General features: G+C 76.5%; 11 protein-coding genes. 5 read left to right on the top strand and 6 right to left on the bottom strand.

The window, feature by feature from the left end; translation table 11 throughout:
• Nucleotides 1-17 precede the first annotated feature (17 nt).
• Nucleotides 18-524, bottom strand: a complete 507-nt coding sequence (locus K5O09_RS13455) for a DUF2505 domain-containing protein (protein ID WP_222170008.1) — start codon at nucleotides 522-524, stop codon at nucleotides 18-20.
• Between the two features lie 109 nt (nucleotides 525-633).
• Between K5O09_RS13455 and K5O09_RS13450 the strand changes: the two genes are divergently transcribed.
• The gene (locus tag K5O09_RS13450; protein ID WP_222170007.1) at nucleotides 634-2,118 is read left to right on the top strand and encodes a sensor histidine kinase; all 1,485 of its coding nucleotides are present in this window, start codon (nucleotides 634-636) and stop codon (nucleotides 2,116-2,118) included.
• A gap of 270 nt (nucleotides 2,119-2,388) precedes the next feature.
• On the opposite strand, the gene K5O09_RS13445 is transcribed toward K5O09_RS13450, so the two are convergent.
• Complete coding sequence (locus K5O09_RS13445) at nucleotides 2,389-2,637, bottom strand: WhiB family transcriptional regulator (RefSeq protein ID WP_122151410.1); 249 nt, start codon at nucleotides 2,635-2,637, stop codon at nucleotides 2,389-2,391.
• A 690-nt stretch (nucleotides 2,638-3,327) separates the two neighbouring features.
• On the opposite strand from K5O09_RS13445, the gene K5O09_RS13440 reads away from it, so the two are divergent.
• On the top strand, nucleotides 3,328-3,762 hold the full coding sequence (locus K5O09_RS13440; RefSeq protein WP_255595441.1) for a hypothetical protein: 435 nt from the start codon (nucleotides 3,328-3,330) through the stop codon (nucleotides 3,760-3,762).
• 108 nt (nucleotides 3,763-3,870) lie between these two features.
• Here the strand turns inward: K5O09_RS13440 and K5O09_RS13435 are convergent, their stop codons facing one another.
• The 4 genes from K5O09_RS13435 to K5O09_RS13420 all read right to left on the bottom strand — a co-directional run bounded on the left by K5O09_RS13435 (nucleotide 3,871) and on the right by K5O09_RS13420 (nucleotide 9,527).
• Nucleotides 3,871-6,528, bottom strand: coding sequence for an ABC transporter permease (locus K5O09_RS13435; RefSeq protein ID WP_222172799.1), 2,658 nt, complete (start codon nucleotides 6,526-6,528; stop codon nucleotides 3,871-3,873).
• Entirely contained in the window at nucleotides 6,528-7,361 is an 834-nt protein-coding gene (locus K5O09_RS13430; RefSeq protein ID WP_370635454.1) for an ABC transporter ATP-binding protein, read from the bottom strand. The genes K5O09_RS13435 and K5O09_RS13430 overlap by 1 nt, the downstream gene beginning before the upstream one ends.
• Before the next feature lie 155 nt (nucleotides 7,362-7,516).
• Nucleotides 7,517-8,230 carry a response regulator transcription factor gene (locus K5O09_RS13425; protein ID WP_222170006.1) on the bottom strand — a complete coding sequence of 238 codons (714 nt, stop codon included), beginning with the start codon at nucleotides 8,228-8,230 and terminating at the stop codon, nucleotides 7,517-7,519.
• Between the two features lie 10 nt (nucleotides 8,231-8,240).
• The gene (locus K5O09_RS13420; protein ID WP_222170005.1) at nucleotides 8,241-9,527 is read right to left on the bottom strand and encodes a sensor histidine kinase; all 1,287 of its coding nucleotides are present in this window, start codon (nucleotides 9,525-9,527) and stop codon (nucleotides 8,241-8,243) included.
• A 157-nt stretch (nucleotides 9,528-9,684) separates the two neighbouring features.
• On the opposite strand from K5O09_RS13420, the gene K5O09_RS13415 reads away from it, so the two are divergent.
• The 3 genes from K5O09_RS13415 (at nucleotide 9,685) to K5O09_RS13405 (ending at nucleotide 13,054) form a co-directional block, all read left to right on the top strand.
• The gene (locus K5O09_RS13415) at nucleotides 9,685-10,377 is read left to right on the top strand and encodes a response regulator transcription factor (protein WP_222170004.1); all 693 of its coding nucleotides are present in this window, start codon (nucleotides 9,685-9,687) and stop codon (nucleotides 10,375-10,377) included.
• A gap of 3 nt (nucleotides 10,378-10,380) precedes the next feature.
• Nucleotides 10,381-11,712, top strand: a complete 1,332-nt coding sequence (locus K5O09_RS13410; RefSeq protein WP_222170003.1) for an ATP-binding protein — start codon at nucleotides 10,381-10,383, stop codon at nucleotides 11,710-11,712.
• Nucleotides 11,713-12,052: 340 nt separating this feature from the next.
• Nucleotides 12,053-13,054 carry a hypothetical protein gene (locus K5O09_RS13405; RefSeq protein WP_222170002.1) on the top strand — a complete coding sequence of 334 codons (1,002 nt, stop codon included), beginning with the start codon at nucleotides 12,053-12,055 and terminating at the stop codon, nucleotides 13,052-13,054.

The raw sequence follows: 13,054 nt of genomic DNA, 5'->3' as shown, positions 1-13,054 counted from the left end.
GCCGCGTTACGGAATCGTTACGCCTGCGAGGTGCCCTCGACCCACGCCCGGGCGACGGACTCCTCCGCCTGGAGCGCGCCCCGTACGGCACCCGCGGCGGCCTGCTCCACGGTCGCCCCGAACAGCGGCACGTGCGCCTTCAGCTCGCCCTCGTACGTGATCGTCGACGCGCCCGGACCGCCCGCCAGCGCCACGGTGCCCGTCAGCCGCACCGGCGCCCCCGCGATCTCGACCGCCACGGTCCCGCGCCGGGAGCCGTCCTCCTGCGGGCCCTCCCACGCCTCGGCCTGGCGGACCTCGAGCGTCGAGCCGACGAACGCCCGGATGTTCGGCGGGATCAGGTCGGTCGGCAGCGCCCGCCGGGTCGTCACGGTGAACGCGCCGGCGTCGCCCGGCGTCACGTCCACGTGCAGGTCCTCCGCGCCGCCGGCCCGCACCTTCGCACGCACGTAGTCCGGATCGGCCAGCATGGTGCCGGCCGTCCGGGGGTCCGTCGGGACGGAGAGGGTGACCTGGAGGTGCACGGGCGTCGGTCCTTCCGGGGCGGAGCGGGAGGCGGGTCCACCGACATTATCCGCACCGCAGGCCGGACGCGGCTCCACCTGCGGCCGGAGGTCGACTTAGGCTGACCCGGTGTCCACCCTGAGCGAGCTCGCGCAGCGCCACGCCCACCTCGACGCAGCGGACCTCGAGTGGCTCCACCTGCTGGTCGGCGACTGGCAGGTCATCTCGGACCTCGCGTTCGCCGACCTCGTCCTGTGGCTGCCCACGGACGACGACGACTTCGTCGCGATCGCCCAGTGCCGGCCCAGCACCGGCGCGACCGTGCACTACGACGACGTCGTCGGCTCCCGCCCGCCGGACGGGCAGCGGCCGCAGCTCGAGCGGTCCCTGACCGAGGTCCGGGCGCAGCGGTCCCGCGAGCCCCGGTGGTTCGGGTCGTACGCGGTGCGCGAGGAGGCCGTCCCGGTCGTCCGCGACGGCCGCGCCATCGCCGTCATCGCCCGGCAGACCAACCTCGGCGGCGCACGCACGCCCAGCCGGCTCGAGCTGAACTACGTCGAGGCCGCCGACGACATCATGGGCATGATCGCGCGCGGCGAGTTCCCGATGCTCGACGCCGCCACCGGCCCGCGCCGCGGCGCTCCCCGCGTGGCCGACGGCCTCGTCCGGCTCAACTCCGAGGGCGAGGTCCTGTACGCCAGCCCGAACGCGCTGTCCTGCTTCCACCGGTTCGGCGCGATGGACGACCTCGTCGGCCGCTCGCTCGTCGAGCTCGTCGCCGACCTGGTCGAGCAGGAGTCCACCGTCGACGAGTCGATGCCGCTCGTGCTCATGGGCCGCGCCCCGTGGCGCACGGACATCGAGGCGCACGGCGTCGCGCTGTCCCTGCGGGCCGTGCCGCTGACGGAGGAGGGTGAGCGCATCGGGGCGGTCCTGCTCTGCCGCGACGTGTCCGAGCTGCGCCGGCGGGAGCGCGAGCTCATCACCAAGGACGCGACGATCCGCGAGATCCACCACCGCGTGAAGAACAACCTCCAGACCGTGGCCGCGCTGCTGCGCCTGCAGGCCCGCCGCATGGACGTCCCGGAGGCCCGCGCCGCTCTGGAGGAGGCGATGCGCCGCGTGGCGACCATCGCCCTGGTGCACGAGACGCTCTCCCAGACGCTCGACGAGACCGTCGTGTTCGACGAGCTCGTCGGGCGGTCGCTGCGGCTCGCCGCCGACGTGGCGTCCGCCGGGGCGTCCGTCCGCACGGTCGTGCGCGGGACGTTCGGACCGGTGTCCGCCGAGGACGCCACGGCGCTCGCGCTGGTGCTCACCGAGCTGGTCACCAACGCCGTCGAGCACGGGCTCGCCGGCCGGGAGTCCGGGTCGGTGGAGGTCAGCGCGGAGCGGGTCGAGGACGACCTGGCCGTGACCGTCGCGGACGACGGCGCAGGCATCCCCGCGGACGCCGGCGCGGGGACGGGGCTCGGCACCCAGATCGTCTCGACGCTGGTCACCAACGAGCTGCGCGGATCGATCGCGTGGAGGCCCCGCGAGGGCGGCGGCACCGAGGTGGTGCTGCGCGCCCACCTGCGCGCCCCGGGCCGCGAACCGAACACGGTCGCCTGACCCGCGGACGTCCGCCCTCCGCGACGTACGGCTCGCGGCCCCGGTCCTGGTGGTCAGGGGCCAGGAGAGGGGTGTGCCGACGGGGGGCGAGGCGTTCGCGGCCGCTCGCCTAGGCGCGACCGGGCTGTCCCGGGGTGCGACCGGGCCGCTCCGGGGGCGGCTGGCCGTCGAGAGGTCCGGGCGAGGACGTGCGAGGCGGGTGCCCGGGCTGTCGCCGGACGCGGCGACGCCCGCCGACCCGGACGGGGCGGCGGGCGTCGGAGCGCGAGGTCAGCCGGCGCGGCGCTGGCGCGCGGTGCGGCGCTTCAGGGCGCGGCGCTCGTCCTCGGAGAGGCCGCCCCAGACGCCGGCGTCCTGGCCGGACTCCAGCGCCCACTTCAGGCAGGTGTCCACCACGTCGCAGCGGCGGCACACGGCCTTGGCCTCCTCGATCTGCAGCAGGGCCGGGCCGGTGTTGCCGATCGGGAAGAACAGCTCCGGGTCCTCGGTCAGACATGCTGCGCGGTGGCGCCAATCCATCGAACACTCCTCAGCACAGGGGCGGGCCACGACCAGGGGGCTGGGTGGCGCAGAAGGGGCGCAGAGCACACGTCGACGCACGAGATCTCGCGGGGGGGCGGCGTGAGCGTCGGCGCTCGGATTCGAACTGCTGCGCACAAGATTCACATGGCGACCCGCAGCGCACAAGGGGTTACGCGCAGGTTTCTCGCGCGTAACGGATGAGGCGTTGATCACATCTGTGTGGATCCTGGACGCCTGCGCCGCACGGTACTCCCTTTGTGCCGGTCGATGCCAACCGGGACCGGATGCCGGGACCAACGTCCCTTCACGGGCGGCCCCGCGCTGCGGACCTGCAACGATGCACGGCGGATTCACCCGTGCGCCGCGCGCGGCTGTGACCAGGACGTTCGGCCGGGGCGTGGGGAGCGGCGCGACGCCGAGGCGGTCCCCGCCGCGCGCCTCGCCGCGCGCCCCGCCGCACTGCGCGCCCCGCGCCCCGCCGCACTGCGCGCCGCGGGGCAGGCGGGGCGGCGCCCGTCGGTGCCCGCTCTGCTCGGCGTGTGCCCGCTCTGCTCGGCGCGTGCCCGCCCTGCTCGGCCCGTGCCCGCTCTGCTCCGCCGGCGCCCGCTCGTGCTCCGCCCGGCGGGCACGTGGCCCGGACCCGCCGGCACCGCCCCCGCGCCGCGGCCCCCGTCGTAGGGTCGCGTCGTGACCACCCAGCCGTCCGTCCCCGGCCCCGTCCCCGGCCCCGATCGCCCCTCCCCGGGCCACGTCCCCGCCGCGGTCCGCGCCGTGACCGGTCTGGTGCTGCTGCAGGCACTGGCGCTCGCCGTCGCCACGGTCGCCCTGGTGGTCGCGCTCGTGCGGGGGACCTCGATGCCGGGGCCGGTCGTGTTCCTGGCGGTCCTCGCGGCCGGCGCCGCCGCCGTGCTCGCGGGTGCCGCCCTGGGGCTGCTGCGGGGCCGGCGCTGGGGGCGTGCGCCGGTGATGACGGTGCAGATCCTGCTGGTCGTGCTGGCCGCGGGATGGGTCGGCGTGGAGCTCGCCGCCTGGTCTGTCGTCCTGCTCGCCGTCGCGGGGACGACGGGCGTCCTGCTCGTGCTGCCGTCGGTCGTCGCCTGGACGGCCGGCGAGAGGGCCTGACGGACCGGCGCGCCAGCCCGGTGCGCGACGCGGACGGGCCCGCCCGGCGACGTGCGCCGGACGGGCCCGTCCGCCCCCTGCCCGGCCGGTGGTCCCGGCCGGCCGTGCTCAGTCCACGCCGAGCGCCGCGACCGGCGGCGTCCGCGCGGCGTTGCGCGACGGCAGCACCGAGGCCAGCACCCCGGCGACCACGGCGATGCCGAGCACCAGCCCGAGGTCGGACCACGGGACGCGCAGCTCCAGGTCCGCGAAGTCCGCGAGCACCGCGGTGGACCCGAGCCAGCCGTACGCGAGGCCGAGCAGCACGCCGACCACCGCACCGACCCCCGCGATCAGCGCGCCCTCGACGGCCATCGAGGCCCGGAGCTGCCGGCGGGTGAGGCCGAGCGCCCGGAGCGTCGCCGACTCCCGCCGCCGCTCGATCACCGAGAGCGACAGGGTGTTGGTGACGCCGATCAGCGCGATGACGACCGCCACGGCGAGCAGCCCGACGACGACCGCGAGCACCGTGTCGATGGCCCGCTGGTACAGCGCGCGCTCCACGGCGGCCCCGGAGATGTCGAGCGCGCTGTCCTCCGTGAGGTCCTCGATGTCCTGGACGACGGCACCGGAGTCGTTGACGTCGGTGACGCGCACCCAGGCGGTGCCGGGCGACCCGGGGGACCCGATCCGCTCGAGCGTGGCCGGCGTCACGATGACGGACCAGTCGTCGTAGTCCACGACGCGTGCGGTGAGCGTGACCGGGGTGGCGTCCGCCGCGGTCTCGCCCGTGGAGTCGTCCGCGAGCGTCACCGGGACGGCGTCGCCGTCGCTGACGCCGACCGCGCCGGCGAGCGACCTGCCCACCACGACGGTGCCGTCCGAGAGCGCCGCGGCGACGTCGGCCGAGCGCATGACCGCGGACGCCTGCTCGGTCCCGAGGGCGAGCGCACCGGCGAGCGACGGGTTGTCGCCGCCCACCACGACGTCGTCGCGCCGCACGACCGTGACCGCCTCGACGCCCTCGACACCGGCGATCTGGTCGGCGGTCCCGGCGGGCAGCGGCTCGTCGACGGTGCGGCCCTCGGAGTCGACCGTGGTGGGCGCGGAGACCTGCAGGTCGACGGGGAACCGGGTGTCGAGCTCGCCGTCGAGCGTGGCGCGTGCCGTGGCGGCGCCGGTGCTCATCATGGCGACGAGCGTCACGCCGATGAGCAGCGCGGTGCTGGTCGCGGCGGTGCGCGCCGGGTTGCGGCCGGTGTTCGCGGCGGCGAGCCTCGCCGGCATGCCCGCGCGGCCGGCCAGCCGGCCGGTGGCGGCGACCACGCGCGGCATCCAGAACACCGCCCCCACGAGCAGCCCGACGAACGACAGCAGGCCGCCGAGGATCGCGACGCCCACGGCCGCGGCCACGTTCACCCGGGACAGGGCGAGGCCGCCCGCGAGCAGGGCGACGCCGCCCACGACGAGCAGGAGGCTCAGCACGAGCCGGACGCGGCCGGCGCGGCTGCCGGCGGCCGGGGCGTCGGCCGGACGCAGCGCGGCGATCGGGGCGACGCGGGTCGCGACCCGGGCTGGCGTCAGCGCGGCGAGGACCGTCACCAGCACGCCGACGGCGAGGGGCGCGAGCACGGCGGCGGGCGTGACGTGCACGGCCGCCGGCACCGGGAACGGCAGGTCGGCGCCCTGCATGACCCACAGCGCGACCTGGACCAGGAGCGTGCCGAGCAGCGTGCCCGCCACGGAGGCCACGAGTCCCAGCAGCGTCGCCTCGAGGAGCACGGAGCGCCGGACCTGCGACCTCACGGCCCCGACGCAGCGCAGCAGCGCCAGGGTGCGGGTGCGCTGGGCGACCAGCACCTGGAACGTGTTGGCGATGACCAGGCCTGCCACGATCATCGCGACGGCCGCGAACGCGAGCACGACGACGACCACGGGACCGGTCGAGTCGCCGGAGATCGAGCGCTCGGCGGCCTCGTCGCGCGTCAGCACGAGCGCGTCCGAGGAGCTCGTCTCGAGAACCTCGCGGACGGACGCCCGGACGGCCTCGGTGTCGGCGCCCGGGTCGAGCGCCAGCAGCACCTGGTCGACGCCGAGGTCCGTGATCGTCGGGACGCCCGGGCCGTTCGCCGCGCCGGACCAGCGCAGCGCGTCCGCGGTGGTCGACATCGCGACGCCGCCGTACTGCGCCCACGCGGACGTCGGGTCGCTGGTGAGGCCGACGACGGTGACCTGCTCGGTCTGCTTGCGGACGGTGCCGGCGTCGTCCGCGGCCGTCTCGTCGTCGGAGGTCGTGCCGTCGCCGGCGGCGTCCGCCGCCTCCCACACGTACGACCCGACGGTCACCTCGTCGCCCGCGGCGACCCCGAGCCGCTCGGCGGCGCGCTCGGGCAGCGTGATCTCGCCGTCCCCGGTGGGCAGCGCGCCCTGCGTGACGTGCTGGGTGTCGAACGCCTCGTCGCCCGGCACGGGGACGAGGGCCTGCGTGATGACCTTGTCGCCGGAGGACAGCTCCACGGACGGCACCACGACGCGCGGGTCGGCGGCCGACACGCCCTGCAGGCCCCGCACCGCGGCGACGTCCGCGTCGGTGAGCGTGCCGGACGAGACCGCGATCAGGTCGGCGGTCCCGTACGACGCGGTGATCGAGTCGTAGGAGATCCGCTGCATGACGTCACCGGCGAGCAGCGTCGCGGCGACGAACGCCGTCCCGATGGCGACGGCGATGCCCGCGGCCGTGAGCCGGCCGAGCGAGCGGCGCATCTGCGCCAGCGTCAGCCGCCACATCACGCACCCGCCTTCGCCGCGGCGACCTCGGAGACCTCGAGCTGGCGCAGAGCGTCCAGCCCGGTGAGGACGGCCTCGGGGGTGGGGTCGACGATGTCGCCCGCGATGCGCCCGTCGGCCAGCATCACCACGCGGTCCGCGTAGGCGGCGGCCGTCGGGTCGTGCGTGACCATGATGACGGTGCGCCCGAGCTCGCGGACGGAGCGGCGCAGGAAGCTCAGCACCTCGGCACCGGCCCGGGAGTCGAGGTTGCCGGTGGGCTCGTCCGCGAAGACGACCTCCGGCTTGGCGATGAGCGCGCGGGCGATCGCGACGCGCTGCTGCTGGCCGCCCGACAGCTCGGACGGGCGGTGCGTGAGGCGCTGGCCCAGGCCGAGCGTGGTCACGAGCGTGTCGAACCAGGCCCGGTCGACGGCCGCGCCGGCCAGCTCGAGCGGCAGCAGGATGTTCTGCTCGGCGGTGAACATCGGCAGCAGGTTGAACGACTGGAACACGAACCCGACGCGGTCCCGGCGCAGGCGCGTGAGCGAGTCGTCGTCGAGGGTGGTCACGTCGGTGGGGCCGAGGAACGCCGATCCGGACGTCGCCGCGTCCAAGCCGGCGAGGACGTGCATCAGCGTGGACTTGCCGGAGCCGGACGGCCCCATGATCGCGGTGAACTCGCCCGCGGCGAAGTCCACGTCGACGCCGGCGAGGGCGCGGACCGACGCCTCGCCGCGGCCGTAGACCTTGGTGAGGCCGCGGGCGCGCACGGCGGCGGACGCTGCGGCGGTGCCGGAGGCGGGGGCGGACGGTGCCGGCGGGGCGGCGGGGGCGGGCTGGATCGGGTCCACGGTGGTGCTCCTGGTGGTCGACTGGCTGATGCCCTCGACGCTACGGAGCCCGCCGCCCCGCCGTCGTCCACCCCCGGTCCGGCCCCGGGGTCATCCCGCGGTCGGACCCCCGGCCCGGACGGCCCCACCCGGGCGGGAGCGGCGGGCGCGTCCCGTCAGGACCCCGGGACGACCAGCCCGGTCTCGTACGCCAGCACGACGGCCTGCACCCGGTCGCGCGCCCCGAGCTTGGCGAGGATCCGCCCGACGTGGGTCTTCACGGTCGCCTCGGCGACGTACAGGTCCTGCCCGATCTCGGTGTTCGACCGCCCGCGCGCCATGAGGACGAGCACCTCGCGCTCCCGCTCGGTGAGCGTGGCCAGCGCCTCGTCCGCCGCCTCCGACCGGGGGTGCTCGGCGGGGAGGGCGGTGACGAGGTGCTCGAGCAGGCGGCGCGTGGAGGACGGCGCGATGACGGCGTCCCCGGCGTGCACCGTGCGGATGGCCGTCAGCATGTCCTCCGGCGGCGCGTCCTTCAGCAGGAAGCCGCTCGCGCCGGCGCGGATGGCGGACATGACGTACTCGTCCAGGTCGAACGTCGTGAGCACGATGATGCGCGGCGCGGGGTGGTCGGGCGTGCCGGCGGCGACGATGCGCTCGGTGGCGGCCAGTCCGTCGAGCGTCGGCATGCGCACGTCCATCAGCACGACGTCGACGGGCCCGACGAGGCGGGACTGCGACGTCCCGGGGGTCAGGGCCTGCACGGCCTGGGCGCCGTCGCCGGCCTCCAGCACCACGGACAGGTCCGGCTGCGAGTCGATGACGAGCCGGAACCCCGCCCGCACGAGCTGCTGGTCGTCCACCACGCCGACCCGGATCGTCTCCGTCATGGCGGTCAGCCTAGGCCGCGGCGTCGCCCGGCCCGGACGCCGGCGCCCCGGGGAGCGGCAGCTCGGCGCGCACCCGGAACCCGCCGCCCGGCCGCGGCCCGGCGCTGAGCCGACCACCGACCATCGTGGCCCGCTCCCGCATGCCGAGCAGGCCCTGGCCGGCGCCGTCGGAGTCCGCCGCGGCACCGCGGCCGTCGTCGGTGACCTCCAGGACGAGCGCGGCGGGCTGCCACTGCACGAGCACGGTGACGGCGGGGTCCGGCCCGGCGTGCTTGAGGACGTTCGTGAGCGCCTCCTGGCAGATCCGGTACACCGTCAGCCCGATGCCGGGCGGCAGCGGCCGCGGCGAGCCCATCCGGACGAGCGAGGCGCGGACACCGGAGGCGCGCACCTGCTCGACGAGCTGCTCGACGTCCTCGGCGGCGGGCTGCGGGGTGTACGGCGCGCCCCCGGACGACCGGCCACCGGCGCCACCGGTGCCGCCCCCGGCGCCGTCCTCGCCGTCCGGTTCGCGCAGCACGCCCAGGAGCCGCCGCATGTCGGCCAGCGCGGCACGGCCGGTCTCGGCGATCGTCGTCAGCGCCCGGGTCGCGGCGTCGGGGTCGACGGCCGCCGCGTACCGCCCGCCGTCGGCCTGGGCGACCACGACGGACAGCGAGTGGGCGACGATGTCGTGCATCTCCCGCGCGATCCGGGTGCGTTCGGCCGCGGTCGCGATGCGCGCCTGCTGGTCGCGCTCGCGCTCGAGGCGCTCGGCGCGGTCCCGCAGCGCGGAGATGGTCTCGCGCCGGGAACGCCGCATGAGCCCGAACGCCCACGTCGCCACGGCGCACGCCGAGCAGAACACCCACATGAGGAGCGCGCCGACGACGACGTCGCCCGGGCGGGCGCCCCACACGTACTGCAGGGCCACCGCGCAGCTCAGCAGGAGGCCGCCGACGATCGCCGAGAGGATCGCGGTGCGGTGCGCCCAGCGCGGGCCGTGCACCGTGACCGAGTACAGCGCGGCGAGCACGGCGAGGTCCGCGACGAGGAACGTCGGCGTGCCGAGCACGAGGTGGGCGAGCCCGACGGCGTACACCGCCACCACCGAGGCGACGGGGCTCCGGCGCCGCCACGCGAGCGGAGCCCACAGCAGGGACGACCACACGAGACCCGGGCCGAATCCCGTCCCGGCGCTCTCGGCGGCCGCGGCCGACAGCGGCACGACGAGGACCCCGGTCGCGAGCGTCAGCGTCGCGTCGATGCCGAGGCGGTGGCGGTGCTCCCACCGCGTGAGCCGCTCCCACCAGGTCATCGCGCCAGCGTAGGGGCGCCCCGGCGGCGTCCGCGTGCCCCCGGGGGCGGACCGAGGTCCCGGTCCGGGTCCTCCCCGGGGCGGACAGAGCAGGCTCGACCGGATCGTGACCCGTGTGCACCACGCCCTCGACCGTTCCGTGACCTAACATGGCGCAATGACCCAGGTGCTGCTGGCCGAGGACGATCCCGCGATTGCCGAGCCTTTGGCGCGGGCTCTCGGGCGTGAGGGCTACGACGTCCGGGTGCAGGGCACCGGGCAGGGCGCGATCGACCGCGCGAGCGAGGCGGACCTCGTCGTGCTGGACCTCGGCCTCCCCGACATGGACGGGCTCGACGTCGCCCGGGCGATCCGGAACCAGGGGCTGACCACGCCGGTGCTGGTCCTGACGGCGCGCGCCGACGAGGTCGACCTCGTGGTTGGTCTGGACGCCGGCGCCGACGACTACGTCACCAAGCCGTTCCGCCTCGCCGAGCTGCTGGCCCGCGTGCGGGCCCTGCTGCGCCGCACCGGCGGTGACACGCCCGACGAGGACGAGCTGCGCTCGCAGGACGTGCGGGTGGACGTCGCCGCGCACCGCGCGTTCCAGGGTGAGCGCGAGCTGCACCTCACCGCGAAGGAGTTCGACCTGCTGCGCGTGCTCGTCGGGGCGGCGGGCACCGTGGTCGCGCGCGAGACGCTCATGCGGGAGGTCTGGGGGTCCGACCCGACGGGGTCCACCAAGACGCTCGACATGCACGTGTCGTGGCTGCGCCGCAAGCTCGGGGACGACGCGAGCGCCCCGCGCTACATCAGCACGGTGCGGGGGATGGGCTTCCGGTTCGAGTCCGGCGAGGGCACCCGGGGCTGAGCCGTGCGCCGCCGCGTCCTGCAGGCCACGATCGCCGCCGTCACCGTGGCGGTCGTGCTGCTCGGGTTCCCGCTCGCGTTCCTCGGCGCGCAGTACGTCCGCGACAACGAGATCGGGTCCCTCGAGACGCGCGCGACCGACCTCGCCCGGTCGATCGACAACCGCGTCCAGGAGGGCGCTCCGCTGTCGGACGACATGCTGCAGCCGTACGTCGAGCGGGGTGGCGGCATCCCCGTCAGCATCTTCGTCGTCACGGAGGACGGCGCGCGGTACCAGGCGGGCCCTGAGGTCCCGGAGCGCACGATCACGATCACGGAGACGTCGACCTCCGGCGCGCGCATCACGATGTACGCGCCCTGGTGGGACATCTTCCTCATGAGCACGCAGATCATGGGGCTCGTCGTGGCGGCCGCGGTCGTCGCGTTCGCGGCCGGCATCGCCATGGCGATCTGGCAGGCGAACCGGCTCGCGGCCCCGCTGGTCTACCTCGCCGCGTCCGCCGAGCAGCTCGGCTCCGGCCAGGTGCGACCGCAGCTCGAGCCGTCGGGCGTCGAGGAGATCGACCTGGTGGCCGCCGAGCTCGCCCGCAGCGCCGACCGGATGGCCGGTCGGCTCGCCGCCGAGCGGCAGTTCGCGTCCGACGCCTCGCACCAGCTCCGCACGCCGCTGACGGCGCTGTCGATGCGGCTGGAGGAGATCACGCTCGCCTCGGACGACCCGGCCGTCCGGGAGGAGGCCCGCATCTCGCTGGAGCAGGTCGAGCGGCTCGTGACGGTCGTCGACGACCTGCTGACCCGGTCGCGGCGGGCGCAGGGCGGGACCACGGAGGCGGTGCGGCTGGTGGACGTGGTGCACCAGCAGGAGGAGGAGTGGCGGCCCACCTTCGAGGCCGAGGGCCGCCGGCTGGTGGTCGACGTCGACCCCGCCGCCCAGGTGCTGGCGACTCCCGGTGCGCTGGCCCAGGTGCTGGCCACGCTCATCGAGAACTCGCTGCGGCACGGGGGCGGGACGACGACGGTCCGGTCGCGGCCGGGGGCCTCCCGCGCCGTGGTCGTGGAGGTCGGCGACGAGGGCGAGGGCGTCCCCGACGAGCTCGCGCCGCGCATCTTCGAGCGGGAGGTGACGTCGGGCAAGGGCACCGGCCTCGGGCTCTCGCTCGCCCGCGACCTGGCGTCCGCCGACGGGGCGCGCCTCGAGCTCGCGCAGCGCCGGCCCGCGGTGTTCGCGCTGTTCCTCACCGGGCTCCCCGCGACGATGGCACCGGACGTCGTGCTGCCGCGCGGGTCCGTCATCTCGCCGCGCGTCGACGGGTCGCGGCGGCGCCGGCGCGGCTGAGCCCTCGCCGGCCCGGTCGGCTCGGCGCAGGGCGCGGCCCCGCGGCCGGCCCCGGCGCGGGCGGGTGGTCCTCGGACGTGGCAGCAGGGGGTGCCGCCGGGACGCGCGGGGCGCGTAGGTTCGCCGGTGAGGGCGCGCAGCCGGGGCGCGGTGGGCGGCCGGCGGGGCCGCCGGACGGGAGCGGTGGCCGGTGGTGTCTGCCGTGCGGGGTGGTGACGGGCCAGATCGCGACGAGGCGGCTCGCGACGAGGCGGCTCGCGACGCGCGGACTCGCGACGCGCGGGCTGCCGGCCGGCGTGCCGGTGCCCCCCGGCTCCGGGCGGCGGCCGTCGTCGTGCTCGTGGTGCTCGGTGCCCTGCTCGCCCCGGTGGCCGCGGCCGCGACCTGGGCGCGCGGGATCGTCTCGGACACCGACCGGTACCTCGCGGCGGTCGGCCCGCTCGCGGACGACCCGCAGGTCCGGGACGCGGTGACCGACCGCGTGTCGGCCGCCGTCGTGGACGGGCTGCGCCTCGAGCAGCTCGCCGCCGACGCGACCGACGCGATCGCCGCGCTGGACCTGCCGCCGCGGGCGTCCGAGGCGGTGGAGTCCCTCCGAGGCCCGCTGGTGGACGCCGCCACCGGCTACGTCCGCGGGGTGGTCGGCCGGGTCGTCGACTCCGACGCGTTCGCCACGGTCTGGTCCGCGGCGAACCGGGAGGTGCACCGGCAGCTCGCCGCGGTGCTGAGGGGTGACCCGGACGCCCTCGCGCGCGTCGACGCCGACGGCACGCTGACGGTCGACCTCGGCGGCGTCGTCGACGCGGTCCGCCAGCGCCTGTCCGCCGCCGGGTTCTCGGTGGTCGACCGGCTGCCCCCGGTCGACGCGTCGTTCGCCGTGCTGCGCAGCGCCGACCTGGTGCGTGCCCAGGAGGCGTACCGCGCGCTCGACGCGGCCGCGACGTGGTCGCCGTGGGCGGCGCTGGTCCTGCTCGCGGGCGCTGTCGCGCTCGCCCGGGACCGCCCGCGGGCGCTGGCGGTCGTGGGCCTGGCCGTCGCGGGTGCGGTCGCGCTGCTGCTCGTCGCGCTGGTCGCCGGACGGTCCTGGTACGCCGGGTCGCTGCCGCCCGCGGTGCAGCGCCCGGACGTCGCGGTCGTCGTCTACGACCAGGTGCTGTCCGGCCTGCGGGCGGCGCTGCTGCAGGTGCTCACCGCCGCGGTGGTCGTCGCCGCCGCGGGCGCCGTGGGCGTCGTGACGCGGGGCGGCAGGGCGAGGCGGACGCTGCGGGGACGCGGCCCGGCGCGGCCGGGCGACGGGGGAGGCGACCGCACCGCGGGCGCGGAGCCGCTCGCCGGGGCGTGA

Source organism: Cellulomonas sp. C5510 (genome assembly GCF_019797765.1).
Taxonomy (GTDB): Bacteria; Actinomycetota; Actinomycetes; order Actinomycetales; family Cellulomonadaceae; genus Cellulomonas.
The sequence above is the reverse complement of the archived record's forward strand: the minus strand, read 5'-3'. Positions and strand labels throughout refer to the sequence as shown.

Excerpts from the sequence above, each read along its gene's own strand:
- K5O09_RS13445 (WP_122151410.1), bottom strand. The coding sequence starts at position 2,637 with ATGGATTGGCGCCACCGCGCAGCATGTCTGACCGAGGACCCGGAGCTG.
- K5O09_RS13425 (WP_222170006.1), bottom strand. The coding sequence starts at position 8,230 with ATGACGGAGACGATCCGGGTCGGCGTGGTGGACGACCAGCAGCTCGTG.
- K5O09_RS13415 (WP_222170004.1), top strand. The coding sequence starts at position 9,685 with ATGACCCAGGTGCTGCTGGCCGAGGACGATCCCGCGATTGCCGAGCCT.
- K5O09_RS13435 (WP_222172799.1), bottom strand. The coding sequence starts at position 6,528 with ATGTGGCGGCTGACGCTGGCGCAGATGCGCCGCTCGCTCGGCCGGCTC.
- K5O09_RS13420 (WP_222170005.1), bottom strand. The coding sequence starts at position 9,527 with ATGACCTGGTGGGAGCGGCTCACGCGGTGGGAGCACCGCCACCGCCTC.